General features: G+C 70.4%; 21 protein-coding genes. 5 read left to right on the forward strand and 16 right to left on the reverse strand.

The window, feature by feature from the left end; genetic code table 11:
- From CCN37_RS09070 to CCN37_RS09090, 5 genes are all read right to left on the reverse strand, one after another.
- Window positions 1-348 (reverse strand): hypothetical protein (locus CCN37_RS09070; protein WP_210407935.1); only part of this gene is annotated, 348 nt, incomplete at its 3' end.
- Window positions 345-857: a SigE family RNA polymerase sigma factor gene (locus CCN37_RS09075; protein ID WP_086820249.1), complete on the reverse strand. Its 513-nt coding sequence runs from the start codon at window positions 855-857 to the stop codon at window positions 345-347. The genes CCN37_RS09070 and CCN37_RS09075, both read right to left, overlap by 4 nt.
- A 78-nt stretch (window positions 858-935) precedes the next feature.
- Entirely contained in the window at window positions 936-2411 is a 1476-nt protein-coding gene (locus tag CCN37_RS09080) for a tripartite tricarboxylate transporter permease (protein WP_086820250.1), read from the reverse strand.
- Window positions 2412-2906, reverse strand: coding sequence for a tripartite tricarboxylate transporter TctB family protein (locus CCN37_RS09085; protein WP_086820251.1), 495 nt, complete (start codon window positions 2904-2906; stop codon window positions 2412-2414).
- On the reverse strand, window positions 2903-3895 hold the full coding sequence (locus tag CCN37_RS09090; protein WP_086820252.1) for a tripartite tricarboxylate transporter substrate binding protein: 993 nt from the start codon (window positions 3893-3895) through the stop codon (window positions 2903-2905). The genes CCN37_RS09085 and CCN37_RS09090 overlap by 4 nt, the downstream gene beginning before the upstream one ends.
- A gap of 278 nt (window positions 3896-4173) precedes the next feature.
- Between CCN37_RS09090 and CCN37_RS09095 the strand changes: the two genes are divergently transcribed.
- Entirely contained in the window at window positions 4174-5100 is a 927-nt protein-coding gene (locus tag CCN37_RS09095; RefSeq protein ID WP_086820253.1) for a polyprenyl synthetase family protein, read from the forward strand.
- Here CCN37_RS09095 and CCN37_RS09100 read toward each other — a convergent pair.
- From CCN37_RS09100 to CCN37_RS09110, 3 genes are all read right to left on the reverse strand, one after another.
- Window positions 5077-6600: a GGDEF domain-containing protein gene (locus CCN37_RS09100; RefSeq protein WP_143261515.1), complete on the reverse strand. Its 1524-nt coding sequence runs from the start codon at window positions 6598-6600 to the stop codon at window positions 5077-5079. The two genes, CCN37_RS09095 and CCN37_RS09100, sit on opposite strands and share 24 nt — an antisense overlap.
- 81 nt (window positions 6601-6681) lie before the next feature.
- The gene (locus CCN37_RS09105) at window positions 6682-7329 is read right to left on the reverse strand and encodes a response regulator transcription factor (protein WP_086820255.1); all 648 of its coding nucleotides are present in this window, start codon (window positions 7327-7329) and stop codon (window positions 6682-6684) included.
- The gene (locus tag CCN37_RS09110; RefSeq protein ID WP_168200591.1) at window positions 7326-8426 is read right to left on the reverse strand and encodes a sensor histidine kinase; all 1101 of its coding nucleotides are present in this window, start codon (window positions 8424-8426) and stop codon (window positions 7326-7328) included. The genes CCN37_RS09105 and CCN37_RS09110 overlap by 4 nt, the downstream gene beginning before the upstream one ends.
- Before the next feature lie 169 nt (window positions 8427-8595).
- Between CCN37_RS09110 and CCN37_RS09115 the strand changes: the two genes are divergently transcribed.
- From CCN37_RS09115 to CCN37_RS09125, 3 genes are read left to right on the forward strand one after another with little or no spacing between them, the layout of a single operon-like run.
- Entirely contained in the window at window positions 8596-10062 is a 1467-nt protein-coding gene (locus tag CCN37_RS09115) for an alpha/beta fold hydrolase (protein ID WP_168200592.1), read from the forward strand.
- A gap of 24 nt (window positions 10063-10086) precedes the next feature.
- A complete protein-coding gene (locus CCN37_RS09120) occupies window positions 10087-11673 on the forward strand; it encodes a sensor histidine kinase (protein ID WP_086820257.1) in 1587 nt (528 codons plus the stop codon).
- Window positions 11670-12329 carry a response regulator gene (locus CCN37_RS09125; RefSeq protein ID WP_086820258.1) on the forward strand — a complete coding sequence of 220 codons (660 nt, stop codon included), beginning with the start codon at window positions 11670-11672 and terminating at the stop codon, window positions 12327-12329. The genes CCN37_RS09120 and CCN37_RS09125 overlap by 4 nt, the downstream gene beginning before the upstream one ends.
- Here CCN37_RS09125 and CCN37_RS09130 read toward each other — a convergent pair whose 3' ends face one another.
- The 4 genes from CCN37_RS09130 to purF form a co-directional block, all read right to left on the reverse strand.
- A complete protein-coding gene (locus CCN37_RS09130; protein WP_086820259.1) occupies window positions 12330-13196 on the reverse strand; it encodes a hypothetical protein in 867 nt (288 codons plus the stop codon).
- Window positions 13193-13726 (reverse strand): SigE family RNA polymerase sigma factor, encoded by a 534-nt coding sequence (locus CCN37_RS09135; protein ID WP_256388028.1) that lies wholly within the window; start codon window positions 13724-13726, stop codon window positions 13193-13195. Before CCN37_RS09135 ends, CCN37_RS09130 begins: the two co-directional genes overlap by 4 nt.
- Before the next feature lie 260 nt (window positions 13727-13986).
- A complete protein-coding gene (gene purM / locus CCN37_RS09140; protein ID WP_246842907.1) occupies window positions 13987-15066 on the reverse strand; it encodes a phosphoribosylformylglycinamidine cyclo-ligase in 1080 nt (359 codons plus the stop codon).
- A gap of 28 nt (window positions 15067-15094) precedes the next feature.
- The gene (gene purF, locus CCN37_RS09145; protein ID WP_086820260.1) at window positions 15095-16645 is read right to left on the reverse strand and encodes an amidophosphoribosyltransferase; all 1551 of its coding nucleotides are present in this window, start codon (window positions 16643-16645) and stop codon (window positions 15095-15097) included.
- Window positions 16646-16819: 174 nt separating this feature from the next.
- Between purF and CCN37_RS09150 the strand changes: the two genes are divergently transcribed.
- Entirely contained in the window at window positions 16820-17404 is a 585-nt protein-coding gene (locus tag CCN37_RS09150) for a VanZ family protein (RefSeq protein ID WP_168200593.1), read from the forward strand.
- Here CCN37_RS09150 and CCN37_RS09155 read toward each other — a convergent pair.
- The 4 genes from CCN37_RS09155 to CCN37_RS09170 all read right to left on the reverse strand — a co-directional run bounded on the left by CCN37_RS09155 (window position 17377) and on the right by CCN37_RS09170 (window position 21345).
- Complete coding sequence (locus CCN37_RS09155; RefSeq protein ID WP_143261518.1) at window positions 17377-17865, reverse strand: hypothetical protein; 489 nt, start codon at window positions 17863-17865, stop codon at window positions 17377-17379. The genes CCN37_RS09150 and CCN37_RS09155 overlap by 28 nt on opposite strands.
- Window positions 17866-17942: 77 nt before the next feature.
- Window positions 17943-19238: an MFS transporter gene (locus tag CCN37_RS09160; protein WP_246842908.1), complete on the reverse strand. Its 1296-nt coding sequence runs from the start codon at window positions 19236-19238 to the stop codon at window positions 17943-17945.
- A gap of 46 nt (window positions 19239-19284) precedes the next feature.
- A complete protein-coding gene (locus CCN37_RS09165) occupies window positions 19285-19668 on the reverse strand; it encodes a sterol carrier family protein (protein WP_086820263.1) in 384 nt (127 codons plus the stop codon).
- A gap of 27 nt (window positions 19669-19695) precedes the next feature.
- Window positions 19696-21345, reverse strand: coding sequence for a glycosyl hydrolase family 28-related protein (locus tag CCN37_RS09170; protein ID WP_086820264.1), 1650 nt, complete (start codon window positions 21343-21345; stop codon window positions 19696-19698).
- Window positions 21346-21418 lie beyond the last annotated feature (73 nt).

Consider the following 21418-nt stretch of genomic DNA (forward strand, 5'->3'; position numbering starts at 1 on the left):
CACCGTGACGGTGGGGCGCGTGGTGGTGGGGTTCGGCGTGGTGGGGATGCCGGTCGGGCTGACCGTGATCGTGGGCTGCACCTGGCTGGTGGTCGGCACTCCGCCGGCGGGCGGGGCCTCCGAGGCACCGAAGGGCGAGGCCAGCGCGGCCCCGCCGATGCCGATGACAGCGACACCCGCCGCGATACCGCCGGCGGCCCACGCGCGGCCTCGGGCGACGCTGCGCTTGGCGGCAGCGAGAACGGTCGTGGGGTGGAAGTTCACAGTGGGTTCCTCTCCGAGCGCGCGACCCAGCAGTGAGCGGGCCTCGGCGAACTCGTTCATGTCGGTCAGCTCCTCATGGCTCACCGCTGTACCTCCAAAACCGCGTAGTCCCGCTGGTCAGCAAGCACTTTTCGCAGTGCGGCCAGGCCCTTGGACGCCTGGCTCTTCACGGTTCCCTGGGCGCAGCCGAGCAGGTTCGCGACCTCCTCGACGGACTGGTCCTCCCAGAACCGCAGCACCACAACGGCCCGCTGCCTGGCTGGCAGCTGGGCGAGCGCCCTCCGCAGATCGAGGGCCTCCTCACTGCTGACCGCGGGTACGGCCACCTCCGGCAGCTCGGCGGACGCGCGCTCCCGCCGACGCCAGAACCTCCGCGACTCGTCGATCGTGGTTCGCACAAGCACCTGGCGCGCGTAGGCATCGACAGACCCGTCTTTCTGGATCTTGTGCCACGACTTGAACAGCTTGATCAGAGCTGCCTGCACCAAGTCCTCCGCGCGGTGCCAATCACCGCACAGCAGGAACGCGGTTCGCCGCAGAGCGACACCACGGGCTTGGACGAACTCGACGAACTCGGCGTCGCGATCGGTCACTGGGCCTCCAAAACGGTCTCGCCCCTCGATACGAGACGGGACGCGCCAGGGGTTGCCCGGTTCAGAAAGTGATCGCGGTCACCTGCGGAGCTTGCGCAGCAGCGGCCAGCACAGGATCAGCGCGATGACGGCGTAGACGACCACCGAGAACGTGGTGTTGACCAGGCCGGAGAGGTGGCCGTCGCTGATCTGCAGCGCGCGCCGCATCTGCTGCTCGGCGTTGGGGCCGAGGATCACGCCGAGCACCGCGGGCAACACCGGCAGCCCGAAGCGCCGCATCATGAACCCGACCAGCCCGATCACGAAGAGGATCACCAGGTCCAGCACCTCGCCGCCGACGGCGTAGGCACCGACGCTGGCGAAGAACAGGATGCCCGCGTAGAGGTAGGGCCTGGGCAGCCGCAGCAGCTTCGCCCACACCGGAGCCAGCGGCAGGTTGAGCACGAGCAGCAGCACGGTGCCGATGAACATGCTCGCGATGAGTGCCCACACGAGCGCGGACTCCCGTTGGAACAGCAGCGGTCCCGGCTGGATGCCGAACTGCTGGAACGCGACGAGCATGACCGCGGCGGTGGCCGTGGTCGGCAGACCGAGCGTCAGCATCGAGACCATCGTGCCCGCGGCCGAGGCGCTCGCGGTGGCCTCGGGACCGGCGACGCCCTCGATGGCGCCCTTGCCCCACTCGTCCTTGCGCTTGGAGAGCTTGCGCTCGGTCACGTACGACAGGAACGTCGGGATCTCGGCTCCACCAGCGGGAATCGCGCCGAACGGGAAGCCGATCAGCGGTCCGCGCAGCCAGGGCTTCCACGACCGCCGGAGGTCCTCGCGGCCGAGCCACGGGCGCCCGACCGGGATCGGCTGGGCCAGCTTGCGGCGCAGGTGCGCGGCCACCCACAGGGACTCGCCGATCGCGAACAGGCCGACCGCGACCACCACGACGTCGATGCCGTCGGCGAGCTGGAGCGCGCCGAAGGTCAGCCGCTGCTGGCCGGTCATCTCGTCGAGGCCGACGAGCCCGATGGCCAGGCCGATCAGCAGCGACGCGAAGCCGCGAATCCTGGAGCCGCCGAGCACCGAGGTGACCGCGATGAACGCCAGCAGCATGATCGCGAAGTAGTCGGGGGCGCCGATGTCCACCGCCACCGAGGCGACGAACGGCGCGAGCAGCACGAGCAGGGTGGTGCCGACGAGCCCGCCGACGAAGTGCCCGATGGCGGCGGTGGCCAGGGCCTGGGCGCCCCTTCCCTTGCGCGCCATGGGATTGCCCTCGATGGCCGTCACCACCGCCGCGGTCTCACCGGGGGTGTTCAGCAGGATCGAGGTGGTGGAGCCGCCGAACATGCCGCCGTAGTAGATCCCGGCGAACATGATGAAGGAGCCGGTCGGGTCGAGGCCGTAGGTCACCGGCAGCAGCAGCGCCACCGCCATGGCGGGCCCGATCCCCGGCAGGACGCCGATCGCGGTGCCGAGCAGCACGCCGATCACCGCGTACAGCAGGTTGATCGGGGTCAGCGCCGTGCCGAAACCGTTGAGCAGCTGGGTCAAGGTGTCCACTCAGAGCACCCCCATCAGCGGGCCACCGGGCAGGTGCACTCCCAGCAGGTTGTTGAAGACCACGTAGGTGACGATCGAAAGCCCCGCTGCCACAAGGGGGTCGCGCACGAAGTTGCGGCTGCCCAGCGCGTAGGCCGAGCCCCAGAACAGCACCATGCCGGAGACCGGGAACCCGACGAGGTTGATCAGCACGATGTTCGCCAGGAACGCGGCGGCGAGCAGCAGGACGGTGCGCCAGTCGGCCGGGGCGTCGAGGTCGACGTCCTCCCCCGCCTCGGCCTCGCCCTTGCCGCCGCGCAGCACGTCCACCGCGAGCAGCACCGACACGAGCACGAGCAGGCCGCCGACGAGGAACGGCACGGCCTTCGGTCCGACCGGACCGCGCTGGGTGAAGTCGGCGGGGATGCTGATCGCGTCGACGAGCACCAAACCGCCGAGCAGCAGGAGAAAAGCGCACACCCACAGCTCGGAGTGCTGCTTCAGCCTCTCGGTCATGCGAGCCCCAGTTCCTTGAGCACGGCGGCGACGCGGACGTTCTCGGCGGTGAGGAACGAGCCGAACTCCTCGGCGGGGGCGTAGGCGTCGGTCCAGCCGTTGCGCGCCACCGCCTCCCGCCACTGCGGGGTGTCGTGCAGCTGACGGAAGAGCTCGACCAGCGCGGCGCGCTCCTTGTCGGAAATGCCCGGCGGGGCAACGATTCCGCGCCAGTTGGTGAACTTCACGTCGATCCCGGCCTCGCTCAGCGTCGGGGCGTCGACGCCGGGGATGCGGTTCGGCCCGGTCACCGCGAGCACGCGCAGCGAACCGGCCTTGATCTGGTCGGCGTACTCACCGACTCCGGAGACACCGAAGGAGATCTTGCGCCCGAGGACCGCGGCGAGCAGTTCTCCGCCACCGTCGAACTGCACGTAGGTCACGGTCCTCGGGGCAAGTCCGACCGCCTTCGCCATGAGCATGGGCGCGAGGTGGTCGGGGCCTCCTGGCGACGAGCCACCGCCGACCGGAACGGCGCCGGGGTTCGCCTTCCAGTCCGCGATGAGCTGGCCGATGTTCTGGTACGGGGAATCCTTGCTCACCACGACGATGTCGGGCTCTTCGGTGAGCTTCGCGATCGGCGTGGTGTCCTGCAGCGAGGACGGCGACCTGTTGGTGTAGACGCTGCCGACGACCCCGAGGCCCATCGACATCACCAGCTTGCCGTTGCCGCGCTCGTTCACGATCCTGCCGAGCCCGACCGTCCCGCCCGCGCCGGGCAGGTTGAAGACCTCGGCGTTGCGGATGAGCTCCGCGTCCTCCATCGCCTTGGCCGCCGTGCGCGCGGTGGTGTCGTAGCCGCCGCCCGGGGCGTTGGGCACGAGCACCCGCAGCCCGCGCAGCTGTGCGCCCGCGTCACCGTCCGTGCCGGAGGTGAGCAGCGGTGGCACCAGCAGCGCGGCGGCCACAGCTCCCACCGCGGCCAGCCAGTTGCGGACCCGCACGGTCATCCCCGCCTCTGTCGTTGAGTCACGAGCACCGACATCCTGGGGCGAACCCCGCCTCGGCGTCGCGCTTGCGTGCGCAGCGATCGTTGTGGTCGTTGTGTTCACAACCCGGAAATCCATAGTGGACCGTCCGGTGAGCGGACCGGAACGCGAAAAAAGCCCACCGTTTCGGGTGAAAGCCCCTGCTCGAGGATTGACCGGGCGCGCGGGGCACACCACGTTGGCGCTGTGCTTCGCTCCGCCGAGCCAACCCCCACCCTGCTCCTGCCCCCGGGACGGCGATGAACGCCGACCTGGCTGAGATGGTGGTGCGGGAGTGCGGGCGGCGCTGGCCACGGGGCGCGACGCAGCCGCCGGGCAGGCTGCTGCGGCCGATGCTGGTGCTGGAGTCGGCCATGGCGGTCGGCGGTGATCCGGTGCGCATCCTGCCCGCTGCGGTCGGCTTCGAGTGCTCGCACGTGGGCGGCCTGGTGCAGGAGGAGATCATCCACCGCGCCGCCGGTCCTGCCGCTGACGCGATCGTCGCCAGCAACGCGTTGCTCTTCGAGTGGTTCCGCGCGCTCAGCGAGTGCGTCGACCGGGGCGTGCCGCCGGAGCGGGTGACCGAGGCGATGCGCATTCAGGCCAGCACCGGGCTCGACTCGTGCCGGGGCACGGAGCTGGAGCTGGCACACACCCTCCAGAGTGGACTCGACGGCTACCTCAGGATGGCGCGGCTGAAGACGGCCGCACCGCTGACCGCCGCGTGCCGGGTCGGCGCGGTGCTCAGCGGGGCGACTCCGGCGCAGACCAACGCGCTGGCGGAGTTCGGCGACGGGCTCGGCCTCGCCTACCAGATCCGCGAGGACCTCAAGACCTATGAGCGCAACGTCGAGGCAGTGACCCGGGACGGGCGCGCCGACATCCGCGTGCGCAGGCTCTCGCTGCCAGTGCTGCTCGCCCACGACGCCGCGAGCCCGCGTGACCGCGCGCGGATCGAGCGGTTGCTCGCGAAGCGATCCGCTCCGGACCGCTTACCCCAGCTCGTGGAGATCGTGCGGCGCACCGATGCGTGCGGCACCGCGATGCGAATGGCGGAGCAGCACGCGGCTCACGCGCGGACGGTGCTCACCGCGCTCCCGCCGAGCGGCCACCGCGTGCGCCTCGCCGGGATGACCTCGACGCTGAACGCGCTCATCCCGGCATCACGTCGCCATGTGGACGGCTAGCGTTCCCTTGCCGCGGTTCTTGGCCTGGTACATCGCGCTGTCCGCCAAGCGCAGCAGCTGATCCGCCGCGTCGGCTGAGCCCTCCAGGTCTCGCGCGTCAGCGGCGCTGGCGAGGCCGACGCTCGCGCGCACCGTGTGCTCGACGCCGTCGACGCTGTAGGGCTTGGACAGCTCGGCGAGCAGCTTCGCGCCGATGTCGTGGCAGCGCCGGCCGGGCTCGACGATGATCACTCCGAACTCGTCGCCGCCGAGCCGGGCGGCGAGGTCCGGTGACCGCACCACCGCGCGCAACCGGGCCGCGATCCCGGCGAGCACCCGGTCCCCCACGGCGTGCCCGTGCCGGTCGTTGATCATCTTGAAGTCGTCCAGGTCCACGAAGAGCACGGCTGGCTCCGTGCCGGGGTGCGCCAGCAGGCGTTCCAGCTGCTCGCGGAAGGCGATGCGGTTCGGCAGTCCGGTGAGCGCGTCGTGGTAGGCCTGGTAGCGCAGGCGCCGCTGGTGGTCCCAGAGGCGGCGGACCAGGCGCTCGTTGTCGACCATCGTGACGAACTGGCGGACCAGCACGATCGCGACCACGCCGAGTTCGACGTAGGTCTCGCCGGGGCTCAGCTTGGCGCCGACCGCCGTGGACAGGCCGATGAACATCAGCGTGGCCAGCACCGGCAGGTACGGCGCGACGAAGTGCATGTGGTCGGCGAGGCCCGCCTTGCGCCTGGGGCCGCTGTCGCGGCTGCGCACCGGAACCCACGGCGTCAGCGCGTAGAACACGCCCGCGCAGACGAAGGTGATGTCGGCCAGGAAGCGCACGGTCTCGAACGGAACGCCCTTGGGGATCAGGTAGCCCAGGCCCCACGATCCGCAGATCTGGGCGAAGAAACCCATGCACACCAACAACATCGCGATCTGGCGCTCTTCCTGCCGCTTGCGCGAGAGCGCCATCAGGATCACCAGCAGCACCAGGAACTCGATCGGCCTGCTGATCAGGATCGCGGGGCTCAGCGTGCGCTGGTCGTCCATCAGCGCCGGTTGCAGCGCGGTGACCCAGCTGAGCACGACGGCCGAGCTGGTGACGATCAGACCGTCCAACCAGAACAGCAGCCGGTCGCGCGAGCTGGAGCGGCGCGGCGTCGGACCGTTGCGGCGGGCCAGCACCAGCACGGCGGCCAAGGTGAGCAGGGTGCTCGCGGTGAAGATCGCCGGGGCCGAGCTGAGCGCGGCCCGCAGGCTCCCGCCGGAGAGGTCGACCCAGAAGTAGATGACGCAGAACGACAGCCGGAACAGGGCGGCGACCGCGAGCAGCACCCGCCAGCGGCGGTCGGTGCCGGGCGCGCGGCGGGCGGTGATCACGAACCCGGCGACGGCGGCCAGGTTGGCCAGGATCTCCAGCACCTTGTCCGCGCGCCACACCACGACGTCGGGCAGCCCGGAGAAGCGCAGTGCGACCATCAGCGCCACCAGGGACGCGAGCAGCACGAGCGCGAAGGCCTTCAGGTTCCTCACGAGCCCTCCGCGCGTCGGGTCGTCCCGCACAGTAGTAATCCCCCGCCGGGCCGACAATCAGCCGACCGGCCGACACTGGACTCAGTCCCAGGTGACGAGGCCGTGCCGGTGCGCGTAGATCACCGCCTGGACCCTGGTGGACACCCCGAGCTTGGCGAGCACCTTGGCGATGTGGATCTTCACCGTGCCCGCGCTGATGAACAGCTCCTCGGCGATCTCGGCGTTGCTGAGCCCCCGCGCGAGGCTGAGCAGCACGTCGACCTCCCTCGGCGTCAGCTCGGCCAGCTCGGGGGTGGCCGGGCGAGGGGAGGTCTGCGCGAAACGGCGCACCACCCGCCGCGTGACCTGCGGGTCGATCAGCCCCTGGCCCCGGTGGGCGGCCCGGACGGCGTCGACGAAGAGCGCGGGCTCGCTGTCCTTGAGCACGAACCCGACCGCCCCGGCCTGGAGCGCTCCGAAGAGGTACTCGTCGGTGTCGAAGGTGGTCAGCGCGATCACCGAGGGCGCGGGGGTGAGCGCGCAGACCCTGCTGATCGCGGTGAGCCCGTCCATCCTCGGCATCCGCAGGTCGGTGAAGACCACGTCGGGGCGGCGGCGCTCGGTCAGGGCGACGACGTCGTGCCCGTCAGCGGCCTCGCCGATCACCTCGATGTCCGGTTCGCCGTCGAGCAGCAGCCGGAGCCCCGTGCGCGCGGCGGCCTGGTCGTCGGCGACCAGCACGCGAATCATCCCAGTCCTCGATTCACCGGCAGGGTGGCCTCGACCAGCCATCCCCGAGGATCGCGCGGCCCCGCGACCACCGAGCCGCCCAGGTGCTCGGCGCGCTCGCGCATGCCGCGCAGACCGTTCCCCTCAGGCACCGTATCGGTGCCCACGCCGTCGTCCTCCACGGTGATCAGCAAGTTCGCACCGGCCACGCGCACGCGGACAGCCGCGTTGTGCGCGCCGGAGTGCCGGACGACGTTGGTCAGCGCCTCCTGCACGATCCGGTAGCCGCACCCCTGCACCTTCTCCGGCAGGTTCGGCAGGTCGTCGAGCTTGACGGTCACCGTCAAGTCCGGGCAGCTCAGCCGCTCCACCAGCGCGGGCAGCTCGCTCAGCCGGGGTTCGTCCTCGCGCAGCACCTCGATGAGGCCGCGGATCTCGCCGAGCGCTTCAGCGGACAGCTCGGCGATCGTGCGCAGCGCGTCCTCGCCGTCGGCTTCGCGGCGCCCGCCCATGGCCCGCAACCGGATCGCGCTCAGGTGGTGCCCGGCGACGTCGTGCACGTCCCGCGCGATCCGCGCCCGCTCCTCCGCCCGCGCGCGCTGCTGCTCGGCGACGTGCAACCGCTGGAGCTGGCGCGCGTGGTCGCGGTGCACGCGCAGCGCGTAGCCGAAGGACACCGGCATCAGCGCGAGCCCCGTGCTGACGAGCACGTCAGACGGCAGCAGTCGTCCGCCGAACACCGCCATCAGGCCCAGGTTCCACCCGACCGCGCCCATCGCGAACAGCGGCAACCAACGGCGTTCGCAGTGGTAGGCGACCAGGTAGGCGCCGATCACCACCGGCCACGGGGGCACGTGGTGCTCAAGGGGCACCGACACGAGGGTGATCAGGGCGGAAACGGTGATCGCGGGCAACGGGAACCGCCTGCACAGCGCGATCGGCGCGCACGCGGCGAACACGAGCAGCAGCCACAGGCCGTCGCGGGGCACCTGCTTCCAGATCCTGTCGTCCACGCCGACGACGAAGTCCAGCGCGGGCAGGCCGAGGGTGAGCGCCAGGACGAGCACCGCGAGCACGACATCGCGGGTCCACGGCGACAACCGGCTTCCTGGAGCCATGACACACCTCTCCCGGGAAATATATGCCGAAAGGCAGATGGCGGCAGCGCCGCGCGGCACCAACCTTGTCGTGACAGGCTTTCCCGAGGCCCGTTCCCACGTTAGCGACAGAAATCCTTGCACAGCAAGGAGTCCACTATGGACAGACAGTCCGGGGGAGAAGAGGTTCATGGCACGAGGTATCCGCGCCCTCGCTGTCGCGGTGTTCGCCGCGGCGAGCGTGACCGCGCCGAACGCAGAGGCAGCAACGGGAATCCAGTGGCGCGACTGCGAACAGGGCTTGCAGTGCGCCACGTTCGACGTCCCCGCCGACTGGAGGAAACCCGGCGGCCCCAAGGTCCCGCTCGACCTCGTGCGAGCGCGGGCCAAGGACCCCGGGCGCCGGGTCGGCTCGCTGCTGGCCAACTTCGGCTCGGGCAACACCACGTCCTTCCCGCTCTCCGGCATGCCGCCGGTGAAGTCGATGCTCGACCAACTGACCGAACGCCTCGACGTGGTGATGTTCGACCCCCGGGGCCTTGGCAGACCTCCCGGGAACGCCTTCGTGAAGTGCGATGCGGTGCCGCCGCCGGTCAACGGCCTCGTCCGCGCCGAGAACGAGGCGCAGTGGAACGCGCACGCGGAGGCCAACGCGAAGTACGACGCCAGCTGCCGCAAGGCCGCCGGTCCCGCCTTCGAGGGCCTGACCTCGTGGCAGGTCGCCCACGACATCGACGCGCTCCGGGCGGCCCTCGGCGACGAGAAGCTGCGCTACTTCGGCAACTCCTACGGCACCGCGTACGGCCAGGCCTACATCGACCTGTTCCCGCAGCGCGTTGACCGGATGTACTTGGACGGCGTCGCTGACCACACGCAGCCCCAGCTGGAGACGTGGCTGCGCAACTACGCCGTCGCCCAGGAGAAGCACTGGGATCACCTCGACTCGTGGTGCGCCGAGCGTGCGGGCTGCATGGTCAAGGGCGCCAAGCCTTCCCAGGTCTGGGACGAGCTGATCGCCCGCGCGCCACTGCCCGCTCCCGGCGCCGGGCCGGGCTTGACGGTCACCGTCAAGGACCTCTACGCAGGGGCTCTCATCGGGCTCGCCCCGCCGGTCTGGCCGCGGCTGACCAGGGCGCTCGCCGAGGCCCGCGCCGGTGACGCCGGGCGATTCCTGACCGACCTGAAGAACGCGCCGATCGAGGGGTTCGGCAGCGTTCAGGCGGAGATCCTGTGCCACGACTTCCTGCCGAAGGTCCCGAGCTACCAGGAGTTCCTGGGCATCGAGAAGCGCTTGCAGGCCGTGGCGCCGCGCTTCGGCTGGATCGAGGGGCGCTTCGAGGTCGGCCGCTGCCTCGGCATCCCCGGCCAGCCCAGCTACCCGCCGAAGCCGCTGCGGCCCGTGAAGCTGGCTCCCGTGCTCGTCGGCATCGGCGAGCTGGACAACAACACCAACAACATCGGCGCGGCGGCGGTGGCCGCTCAGCTCCCGGGCTCGCGCACGCTCTGGCACGGTGACGGTCACGCGGCCTACCTGCACGGCAACACCTGCCTGCGGACGCATGTGAACCGCTACCTGACCGAGGGCGCGCTGCCGCCGGTCGGCCAGCGCTGCGCGGGCGAGCTGATCAAGCAGATCCCCGACCGGCCCGCTGGCTGAGCCGTCGCGCACTACCGTGGCCAGGTGGGTTTCCGAGGATCGCTCGCCCGGCAGCTGTTCGGACTGCAGCTGCTGATCGTGCTCGCTCTCCTCGGGGCGGTCGCCGCGGTCACGATCGCGCAGTCGCACGCCACGTTCCGCGACACCGAGGGCGGCAGGCTGCTCTCGGTGGCCGAGGACGTGGCGGCGACCGCGGGTGTGCGCACGGGTGTCGAGGACGAGGTGCGGCGGTCCTGGTTGCTGCCGCCGTTCGCGGAGAGCGCCCGCGCGCTCTCCGGCGCGGACTTCGTGATCATCACCGATGCCACCGGGACCGTGCTGACCTCGCCGGACCCCGCGCAGATCGGCGAGAAGCTGGCCGACTCCACCGCGCTCTCCGGCCGGTCCTGGGTCGGCGTCCTCGACTACGCCTCGGTCGGCGACGCGGTGGTCGCGCACGTGCCGGTGATCAGCGACGCCGGGCGGGTGGTCGGTGTGGTCGCGGCGGGCCGGGCGCGGCCGAGCACCTGGGAGACGATCACCTCTTCCCCCGGCGACCTGCTGGTCTACCTGGGCATCGCGGCGGCGATCGGGCTCGGCGGCTCGCTGGTGGTGTCGTGGTGGATCAAGCGGCAGACGCTCGGGCTGGAGCCGAGGGAGATCACCGGACTCGTCGAGCACCGCGAGGCCATGCTGCGCGGGGTCAAGGAGGGCGTGCTCGGCCTCGACCAGCAGAACCGGATCACCCTGGTCAACGATCAGGCGCTGCGGCTGCTGGACCTCGCGCGGGACTGCGTCGGGCGGCAGGTGGACTCGCTGGAGCTGAACGAGCGGCTGCGCGACGTGCTCGCCGGGCGCACGTCCGGGCAGGACGAGATCGCGCTGCGCAGCGGCCGGGTGCTCACCATGAACCGGATGCCGATCTCCTCGCACGGGCAGCAGATCGGCGCGGTGATCACCATGCGCGACCGCACCGAGCTGGCCGCGCTGCGGCACGAGCTGGACGTGCACCGGCAGACCGCCGACACGCTGCGCGCGCAGGCGCACGAGTTCACCAACCAGCTGCACACGATCTCCGGGCTGATCGAGCTCGGCGAGCACGACGAGGTCGTGCGCTACGTGACGCGGGCGAGCCGGGCGCACGAGGCGTGGTCGGCGGAGGTCGTGGCCAAGGTCGCCGACACCGCGCTCGCCGCGCTGCTGATCGCCAAGGCCAGCCTCGCCGCCGAGCACGGGGTCGGACTGCGGCTCAGCGCGGACAGCCACATCGGCGAGCTGGACGACGCGCTCTCCGCAGACCTCGTCACCGTGGTGGGCAACCTGGTCGACAACGCGCTGGACGCGTTGCCCAGCGGCGGCGGCTGGGTGGAGGTCGACCTGCGGCAGGACGAGGGCGAGGTGCTGGTGCGCGTGCGCGACTCCGGGCCTGGCGTCGCTCCCGAGCTGGCCGAAGAGGTGTTCCGCAACGGGTTCACCACCAAGGTCGCTGAGCACGGGGGCAAGCGCGGGATCGGCTTGGCGCTGACGCGGCAGATCTGCGTGCGCAGGGGCGGGGAGGTCTCGGTGCGCAACGATGGCGGCGCCGTCTTCTCGGCACGGCTGGGGCTCACGGCTGCTGGAGGTTCGCGGTGATCAGGGTGCTCGTCGTCGACGACGACTTCATGGTGGCCAAGGTGCACAGCGGCTACGTCGGCCGCACGCCCGGCTTCGAGGTGGTCGGCGTCGCGCACACCGGTGAGGACGCCGTGCGCAAGGTCGAGGCGCTGCGGCCGGACCTCGTGCTGCTGGACATCTACCTGCCGGACGTGGACGGCCTTGAGGTGTTGCGGGAGCTGCGCGCGCTCGGCGGCGACACCGACGTGATCATCGTGAGCGCGGCGCGCGATGTGGACACGGTGCGCTCGGCCATGCGCGGCGGCGTGCTGCACTACCTGATCAAACCCTTCACCTACGCGGCCCTTCGCGCACAGCTGGAGCATCTTTCCGTTGTGCGCCAACAACAGTCCACAATGGACCAGTCCACTGTGGACAAGATGTTCGGCGGTCGACCCTCGTCAGGAGCAGCCATGCCCAAGGGACTCACCAGGGAGACCGCCCGGCTCGTCGAGCGCGTGCTGCGCGAGTGCGACGGCGACCTGTCCGCGACGGAGTGCGCCGAAGCCACCGAGCTGTCCAGGGTGAGCGCGCGCCGCTACCTGGAGCACTTCGTCAGCTCCGGCCGCGCCGACGTCGGCCTGCGCTACGGCACCACCGGGCGGCCCGAACGCCGCTACCGGTGGCGCGCCTGATCACCAGGGCACGAAGCCGGGGGTCAGCACGATCTGGCGCAGGTTGGCCTTGGACAGCGTCGGCCCCGCCCGGTTGACCCCTCCTGGGACGCCGAGCCGGGCGTTGGTGCTGGTCGCGACGATCTCAAGGCCGTCGGGCCGCCACATCGACAGCGTGTGCGTGATCTCCGCACCCGTCTTGATGGCGCTGAAGAACCCGTTCACCCGCCGCCCGTCGGCCAGTTCGCCCATGTCGACCGGTTCGCAGCTGAGCACGACAGCCGGGGTGCTCGCCGAGCGGCACGGCTGGCTCACACTGGGGCTGGCGGACTTGAAGACCTCGATCCGGAATTCGCCGAGCCCCTGGGAGTCCTTCAACTCCGCCGCCAGCCGCATCCCGCCGTCGACCAGTTCGAACTTCGGGGCTCGCGGCAGCGGCTCCGCCCAGTGCGGCAACGGGCTCGCGGCCGAGTAGGCGGAGTTGTACTGGGCCACCAACCCTGCCGACTTCGGGTCCCTCGGGGACAGGGCGATCCGTGGCGCGGGGGCGTCGGTGGACGGCGAGGTCCGGACCGTGGTGGTGCTGTACGGCGGGCGGGTGGTCTCGGGCGTGGCGGGGCCGGTGGTGCTGGTCGACGCCGGTCCCGGCCCGGCGGGTCCGAGGTCGGGGCCGCCGAAGAGCGCGCTCGGCCCGGCCAGCGCGGTGGCGCCGAGCGCGACGGCGACCACGCCCGCGGCCACCCCGGCTCCCGCGACCAGCCTGCGCCTGCGCAGCGAGCGCTTGCCCGCCTGGATCACGCTCGCGCGGTCGATGGTCATCGGCGGCTCGGAGCCCAGCGCTCCACCCAGGAGGTCGCGGATGTCCTCGTCGCGGAACTCGCGGTTCATCGCTGCTCCTCGAAAACGGTCTTGTCGGCAGGGTTGTCGAAGACCTCGGTGTGGGACAACAGCTTTCGCAGCGCGGCGAGCCCCTTGGCCGCCTGGCTCTTCACCGTTCCCTGTGTGCAGCGCATCGCGCGCGCGGTCTCCTCGACGGAGAGGTCCTCCCAGTAGCGCAGCACCACGGCCGCGCGCTGTCCGGCCGGCAATGCCGCCAGCGCCTTGCGCACGTCCATCGCCTCGTCGATCCGCCTGGCGTCGGCTGGCACTTCGGGCAGGGCGTCCACCGGGGTCTCCCGGCGGCGGAAAGCCCTGCGCGACTCGTCGATGGCGCTGCGCACGAGGACCTGACGCGAATAGGCGTCGACGGAACCGTTGCGGTTCAGCTTCGGCCACGCCACGTAGATCTTCGTCAGCGCGATCTGCACGAGGTCCTCGGCCCGGTGCCAGTCACCGCACAGCAGATAAGCCGTGCGACGCATGACGTTCGCCCGGCTCTCCATGTACTCGGCGAACTCGCTGTCGCGATCAGCGGCCACTGGGCACTCCCTCCAGTCACCTGCTACTACGGTGCGGCCCACCGCGAGGTTGCCGACCACCCGCAACAGCGAGGCCGGTCACACGCCGCATGGTCGCTCACCACCGCCTCCCCCGCACACCGAGCGGCACCCCGCCAAACGCCAATGACTCGTTCGGTCCGTTGAACGGACTGAACGAGTCATTCAGGTGGTTGAACGTGCTGAATGAGTCATTGAGGTGGTTGAGCGTGGTCAATGACTCATTCAGCACATAAGCGGCCTCAGAAGCGGGGGTGGTCGCCGCGGAGGAGGGCGCGCGGGGTGTCGGTCTCGGTGGTCTTGCCGACCTCGCCGATGACCCAGGCCGGGACGTGCCGCGCGGTCAGCACCGCGAGCGCCCGGTCGGTGTCCTCGGCGGCGACGACGGCGACCATGCCGACGCCCATGTTGAAGGTGCGCTCCATCTCCTCGCGCTCGACGCGGCCGCGCTGGGCGATGAGGGCGTAGAGCGGGGCGGGGGTCCACGTGCCGCGGTCCAGCTCGGCGGCGAGGCCCTGCGGGATGACCCGGGCCAGGTTGCCCGCGAGCCCACCGCCGGTGACGTGCGCGAAGGTGCGCACCTCGGTCTCGGCGGCCAGCGCGAGGCAGTCCTTGGCGTAGATCCGGGTCGGCTCCAGCAGCTCCTCGCCGAGCGTGCGGCCGAGCTCCTCGACGTGCCCGGTCAGCGGCATCCTGGCGATGTCCAGCAGCACGTGCCTGGCCAGCGAGTACCCGTTGGAGTGCAGGCCGGAGGCGCCCATCGCGATCACCACGTCACCGGGCCGCACCCGGTCCGGGCCGAGCACCGCGTCGGCCTCGACGACGCCGACGCCGGTCGCGGACATGTCGTAGTGGTCGGGCGCCATCAGGCCGGGGTGCTCGGCGGTCTCGCCGCCCATGAGCGCGCAGCCCGCCTGCACGCACCCGTCCGCGATGCCCTTGACGATCTGCGCGATCCGCTCGGGAACGACCTTGCCGACCGCGATGTAGTCCTGGAGGAACAGCGGTTCCGCACCGCAGACCACAAGATCATCAACAACCATCGCCACCAGGTCGATGCCGACGGTGTCGTGGATGTCCATGGCCTGCGCCACCGCGAGCTTGGTGCCGACGCCGTCCGTCGAGGAGGCGAGCACCGGCTCCTTCCACCGGTCCAGCTTCAGCTTGAACAGCCCGGCGAAGCCGCCGATGCCGTCGAGCACCTCGGGCCTCGTCGCCTTCTCCGCCCAGGGCTTGAGCTGCTCGACTGCCTCGTCACCTGCCTCGATGTCCACCCCGGCCGCGGCGTAGGTGGCCTTCTGGCTGTCCGTGTGGGCGATCACGTCTTCGAGCTCCGTCCAAAGAGGGTGTTCAGGGGCGCTGCAGTGCGTCCTGGGCACCGTAGCCGCTGGGTGAGAGCGGGGCCGCCGGTCCGGCGACGCCCTTCTCGATGCCTTCGAGCAGGTGCTTGCCGATCTTCATGTCGTCCGGCAGCGGGATCGGGTACTCGCCGTCGAAGCAGGCGGAGCACAACCGCGTCCTCGGCTGCTCGGTCGCGGCGACCAGCGCCTCCAGCGAGACGTAGCCCAGCGAGTCCGAGCCGATCGAGCGCCGCACGCCGTCCAGGTCGAGGCCGTTGGCCACCAGCTCCGCCGGCGAGGCGAAGTCGATGCCGTAGAAGCACGGCCACTTCACCGGCGGCGAGGCGATGCGCACGTGCACCTCGACCGCGCCCGCCTCGCGCAGCATCCGCACGAGCGCGCGCTGGGTGTTGCCGCGCACGATCGAGTCGTCCACGACCACCAGGCGCTTGCCGCGGATGACCTCGCGCAACGGGTTGAGCTTGAGCCGGATGCCGAGCTGGCGAATGGTCTGCGACGGCTGGATGAAGGTGCGGCCGACGTAGGCGTTCTTCACCAGACCGGAGCCGTAGGGGATGCCGGAGGCCTGCGCGTAGCCGATCGCGGCCGGGGTTCCGGACTCCGGGACCGGGATGACCAGGTCCGCTTCGACCGGGTGCTCCTCGGCGAGCCTGCGGCCGATGTCCACGCGCGTGGCGTGCACCGAGCGACCGGAGATCGCGGTGTCCGGGCGCGCCAGGTAGACGTACTCGAAGATGCAACCCTTGGGCTCGGGGTTGGCGAAGCGGGTCGAGCGCAGGCCGTCGGCGTCGATCGCCAGCAGCTCGCCGGGCTCGACCTCGCGGACGAAGGACGCGCCGACGATGTCCAGCGCGGCCGTCTCACTGGCCACCACCCAGCCGCGTTCGAGGCGGCCGAGGCACAGCGGCCGGACGCCCTGCGGGTCGCGCGCGGCGTAGAGCGTCGACTCGTCGGAGAAGCAGAGCGAGAACGCACCGCGCAGCGTGGGCAGCAGTTCGAGCGCCGCCTGCTCGATGCCGGTGTCGGCGGCCGCCGCCGCGAGCAGGCCGCACATCAGGTCGGAGTCGCTGGTCGCGCCCGCCGTGGCCTTGACGCCCTGCTCCTTGCACCTGGCCAGCAGTTCGGCGGTGTTCACCAGGTTGCCGTTGTGGCCGAGCGCGAGGCCGCTGCCGGTCGCGGTGGTGCGGAAGGTGGGCTGGGCGTTCTCCCACGTGGTGGAGCCGGTCGTGGAGTAGCGGGTGTGCCCGACCGCGACGTGACCGCGCAGCGAGGACAGCACCTGCTCGTCGAAGACCTGGCTGACCAGGCCCAACTCCTTGAAGACGACCACCTTGGAGCCGTCGCCGACGGAAATGCCCGCCGCCTCCTGGCCGCGGTGCTGAAGTGCGTAGAGGCCGTAGAAGGTGAGCTTCGCCACCTCTTCGCCTGGGGCCCACACGCCGAAGACACCGCATTCCTCGCGCGGGATGTCGCGCTCGGGATCGTCGTGCTGATGCGCGTCGGGTGTGGCCGAATCCGATGGGGTCGGGTCGGTGAGCACCGAGAACTCCCTCGTGACGGGGTGGAACTGCCCCTGAAGTGTAAGTGTCGGCGGCGCTGCTCCGAGCCAAGGAGACCCTCAGTCTTTGTGGACCCCGCCACCCCCGACCTGCGAACGGCCCGTGGGCAACGCCCGGCGGCACCACACGTCCGAGTTAACGGAAGGGGGTGGCGCATGCGGCACCTGACGCGGGACCTCGACCTGTTCGAGCGGATCTTCGGCAATCCCAAGGTCGCTTTCGCGGCGCTCGTGGGCTGCCTGGTGCTCGGTGTGGCCGGCATGGCGCTCGGCTGGCTGCTGGGCTGGCGCAAGATCGCCAGCGCGCTGTCGCTCGCCTCGCTCGGCGGGGTGCTGGCCGCGACCCTCGTGCGCGGCGGCAACCGGTACGGCGCCGATTCGCTCGGCGAGGCGTGGGCGATGTGCAGGCACAACGACTTCTCGCTCACCGGCTCCTGGGCGCGGCTGAACTTCGTGATGCTGATGCCGTTCGCCTTCTTCGGAGTGCTCGCGGTGCGCCGGTTCCTGCCGGTCGCGCTCGCCTGCGTCGGCATCGCCGTGGGCATCGAGCTGTTCCAGGGGCTGACCGGGCTCGGCGCCTGCGAGACGCAGGACATGATCAACAACGCCCTCGGCGGGGTGCTCGCAGCGGGGATCGCGTTGCTGTTCACCGGAAAAGACCGGTGGAGTGGCCGGAGGCACCGGACGACCACTCCACCGGAGTCACACCAGCATCAGCAGGTGGCTTCGATCTCCACCTGATGCTGCTTGGAAACGGAACGGGACCACTGGAAGGACAGCCCCATCATCTCCGCCTTGTAGGAGACGTCGAGCTTGTACTTCCCTGCCAGGCAAGGGAAATCCTCGCCGAGCGCGTCGACCTGGTCCTTGCCGATACCGCTCTCTCGGCCGCTCAGCGATGCCTCGGCGGCGGCGCCGAGCGGCGTGGTGAGCTTGTACTTGCCGTCCACCGTGCGGCAGTTCAGCGGCTTTCCCCAGTAGAAGCTGTAGTTCCAGACGCAGGTGCCCTTCACCGCGACCTTGAGCTTCTTGTCGGTGAGCAGCAGACACGCCCTGCCGACGAAGCGCGCGTTCTGCTGGTCCTCGTCGGTGAACTCGGCGGCGCAGAACTCCTTGGGGTCCTCGGCGGCGGCGAACGCGGGCGTCGCGAGACCGAGGAACGGGACGAGCGCGGCGAGCACGATCAGCAAGCGTCGGGACATACCGATCATCATGCGGGCACTCGCGAACGTCGGCGACTCCGCGATCGGGTGGGCAATATCGGTTTAACTCGTTCCGGTCATCGGCGACGCACAGTTTCCGGCAGCGCCAGCATGCAGCCGACGCTGATCAACGACGCGGCCGCGACGTAGCTGGCGACCGCCATCGAACCGCCGCCCGCCTTCAGCAGCGAGGTGGCGATCAGCGGCGAGAACCCGCCGCCGAGCACCGCGCCGAGCTGGTAGCCGATGCCGACGCCGGTGTAGCGGTGCGCGGCGCCGAAGAGCTCGGAGAAGTAGCTCAGCATCGGGCCGAAGATCGCCGAGGACCCGGCGAAGCCGATCGTCACCGCGAGCACGATCAGCGTCGGGTCGGCGGTGTCGACCATCCAGAAGAGCGGGAACGGGAACAGCACGCAGAAGATCGCTCCGCCGAGCATGACCGGCTTGCGGCCGATGCGGTCGGTGAGCGCGCAGAACCCGACGATGCAGGCGACCGAGACCACACAGCCGATGAGCGTGGCGACGAGCATGACCCAGCTCGGCAGCTTCAGCGCTTCCTTGCCGTAGGTGAGCAGGAAGACGAACAGGATGAAGACGAAGGCGTTGAAGCCGAGGTTCACGCCCGCGGTGAGCAGCACGCGCTTGCCGTCCTTGCGCAGCACCGTCATCAGTGGCATCCGCTCGGTGGCCTTGTTCTCCGACAGGTCCTGGAAAACCGGCGTCTCGTGCAGCTTGCGGCGGGCGAAAACACCGACCAGAACGACGAGAACCCCGGCCAGGAAAGGGATTCTCCAGCCCCACGAGAGCACGTCCTCCGAGGGGAGCAACATCACCAGCGCGAAGGAGCCGTTGGCCAGGAAGGCTCCCATCGGCGAGCCGATCGTGACGAGGCTGCCGTAGAGCCCGCGCTTTCCCGGCGGCGCGTGCTCGACCGCCATCAGCGCCGCGCCACCCGCTTCGCCGCCGACGGAGAACCCGTGCACGACGCGCAGCAGCACCAGCAGCAGCGGGGCCGCGGCGCCGATCGCCGCGTAGGTCGGCAGCAGGCCCATCAGCGCGGTGGTCACGCCCATCAGGCTGAGGCTGAGCACGAGCATTCGACGCCGGCCGATGCGGTCGCCGAAGTGGCCGAACACGATCGCGCCGAGCGGGCGCACCAGGAAGCCGACCGCGAACGTGGAGAACGCCAGGATCGTGGCCACCAGCGGGTCCTGCGCGCGGAAGAACAACGTCCCGAACACCAGCGCGGACGCGGTGCCGTAGACGAAGAAGTCGTAGTACTCCAAGGAGGTTCCGACCCCGCACGCAACGGCGAGCCGCCGGAACGACGGCCGCTCGCCATGATCACTTCGCACACTGACCTGTTCCGCCACGCGGCCACTCTTCCCCAGCGGCGGCGCGAGGACAACGATCTCCGGATCAGTGTTTCAAGGTCACCAACGGCAGCCACTGCGAGACGTCCGCGCGGGTCCCCGAGGCGTCGATGCGCCCGTCTTCGAGGGCTTCGCCCCAGGTGAGACGGCCCAGCACGAGTTCGAGCCAGGTCTGCGGATCGGTCTCGACCACGTTCGGCGGAGTGCCCCGGGTGTGCCGCGGCCCGAGAACGCACTGGACGGCGGCGAAGGGCGGCACCCTGACCTCGACGCTGTTGCCCGGCGCGGCCAGCTCCAACGTGCGCAGGCTCAACCGCACCGCCGCCGCGAGCGCCTTGCGGTCGGGCCGTGGTCCGCCGTTCAGCCACGGCACCACGGCCGCGACCGCGTCACGCAGTTCGTGCGGGTCGACCGCCCTCCTCAACGCCACCCGCCAAGGCTAACCCGGCTCCACGGATCAGCGGCGGCGGAGGCGGAGTGCGCGTTGGGCCTGGTGGAGGTTGGGCGGGGTGACTGCGGTGCTGCCGTAGCTCTCGATGCGCGAACTGAGGGGACCGGTGAAGTCGGGCTTGTCGACCTGGCCGAACTCGCGGACGGTGGAGATGCCGACGGTGGCGCTGCACGGGGCGACGTGGTCGATCTTCACACAGCCCGCGCGCTCGTTGGTGACCTTGACGTTCCAGTGCGTGAACCGGGCGCCGTACAAGGGGCCCGCGTTGGCGCTGCCGCCGTGGTTGCCGTCGTTGAAGATCTCCACCTCGGTGCGCACGTTGTGGAACGGCAGGCCGCGGTGGGTGTCGAAGGTGCCCGCCGCCATCCGCCCGCGCGACCACACGTTGCCGCAGGACAGGCCCTCCACGTTGATGCCGTGGTGCCCGGCGCCGGGCGGGGCGGGCTCGGTGAACTTGCCGATGGCGAAGTCCTCGACGAGGTTGTCGTGCGCCTGCTCGCGGCACGCGTACGAGTGGTGCTGGCCGCGCCCGTCGACCCTGGTCCGGCGCAGCGTGACGTTCTTCGAAGCCACGAAGAGGAAGCCGTTGTCACTGTCCACAACGGACACGTCGTCGGCCCAGCAGTCCCACGCGCACTGGAACACAAGGCCGTTGTAACCCTTGTCCTGCAAGTGAACCGGGCGCTGAGTCTTCACGAACCGGATGGTCAAACCCTCGACCCCGACACCGACGACGGGCGGGGTGAGCGTGGTCAGGCGCGGCTTCCACCCAAGGCGCGCGTCGAGCGGGAGCGGTTGCTGAAGCCGAACCTTGTTTCCCTGCACGGATTCCACGCGCACGGGCCACTGGAACGGGCGATAGGACAGCAGCTTGTCCTTGTCGGCCCAGGTGTAGCTCGCGGTGCCGGGGACGTCGCCGCACATGTGCTTGAGCAGCCCGAATTCGGCGTCGTCGTCGATCTGGAGCAGAACCCGTTGTCCCGCGACGAGGCGACTGCCATCGGCCACGGTCAGTTCGAAGTCACCGCGCTTGGCGGCAGCGGACACGGTGGTGATCAGCGAGGCCTTGTCGCCCTCGTTGCCGATCCACCCCTCCATCGGCCACTTCTTCGCCTTGACGGCTGCCGTCAAGTCTCGGTAGCGGTCGCGGTGGCAGACCCACACGATGCCGCCCGCCCAGCTCCACGCGGAGTTCTCCGAGCCGTAGCGGCTGCGGTTGATGCCGATGATCTGTTCGAGCGAGCGCGTTCCGTGCAAGATCGTCTTGCCGCTGCCCGCGCCGCGCAGCACCACGTTGTCGTAGCCGAGCTGCACGATGTCGTCGATCCGGTAGGTGCCCGCGGGGAGCGTGACGACACCGCCGCCGCGCTGGCCGACGTCGGCGATCGCGCGGTTGATCGCGGGCGCGGAGTCGGCTGAGCCGTCGCGCTTCGCGCCGTAGTCCAGGACGTTGGCGCGCACGGGTCCGCGCGGCGGCTCGGCGCCGTAGCGGTAGCCCGCGAACGAGACGTTGGGGATCTGCGGGTGGGTGTACGGCGCCTTGACGAACTCGCGCCACAACGGAGATTCCGGGGCCGCCGCCGAAGGGGCGGGAAGCAGGTGGTAGCCGACTGCCGCAGCCAAACCACCGGAGAGGAACGTCCTGCGAGAGAGCATGAGTCTCCTGGTCCCAAACACGGGGCGGCGGTTTGGTTGACCGGCAGTTTCCCCAACCCGAGCGCGTTTGGGA

This window comes from Allokutzneria sp. NRRL B-24872, from assembly GCF_002155965.1.
Taxonomy (GTDB): Bacteria; Actinomycetota; Actinomycetes; order Mycobacteriales; family Pseudonocardiaceae; genus Allokutzneria.

Bases quoted from the DNA above. Each gene is read 5' to 3' on its own strand.
- CCN37_RS09085 (WP_086820251.1), bottom strand. From the start codon at position 2,906: ATGACCGAGAGGCTGAAGCAGCACTCCGAGCTGTGGGTGTGCGCTTTT.
- CCN37_RS09090 (WP_086820252.1), bottom strand. From the start codon at position 3,895: ATGACCGTGCGGGTCCGCAACTGGCTGGCCGCGGTGGGAGCTGTGGCC.
- CCN37_RS09095 (WP_086820253.1), top strand. From the start codon at position 4,174: ATGAACGCCGACCTGGCTGAGATGGTGGTGCGGGAGTGCGGGCGGCGC.
- CCN37_RS09105 (WP_086820255.1), bottom strand. From the start codon at position 7,329: ATGATTCGCGTGCTGGTCGCCGACGACCAGGCCGCCGCGCGCACGGGG.
- CCN37_RS09110 (WP_168200591.1), bottom strand. From the start codon at position 8,426: ATGGCTCCAGGAAGCCGGTTGTCGCCGTGGACCCGCGATGTCGTGCTC.
- CCN37_RS09115 (WP_168200592.1), top strand. From the start codon at position 8,596: ATGGCACGAGGTATCCGCGCCCTCGCTGTCGCGGTGTTCGCCGCGGCG.
- CCN37_RS09130 (WP_086820259.1), bottom strand. From the start codon at position 13,196: ATGAACCGCGAGTTCCGCGACGAGGACATCCGCGACCTCCTGGGTGGA.
- CCN37_RS09150 (WP_168200593.1), top strand. From the start codon at position 16,820: ATGCGGCACCTGACGCGGGACCTCGACCTGTTCGAGCGGATCTTCGGC.
- CCN37_RS09155 (WP_143261518.1), bottom strand. From the start codon at position 17,865: ATGTCCCGACGCTTGCTGATCGTGCTCGCCGCGCTCGTCCCGTTCCTC.
- CCN37_RS09170 (WP_086820264.1), bottom strand. From the start codon at position 21,345: ATGCTCTCTCGCAGGACGTTCCTCTCCGGTGGTTTGGCTGCGGCAGTC.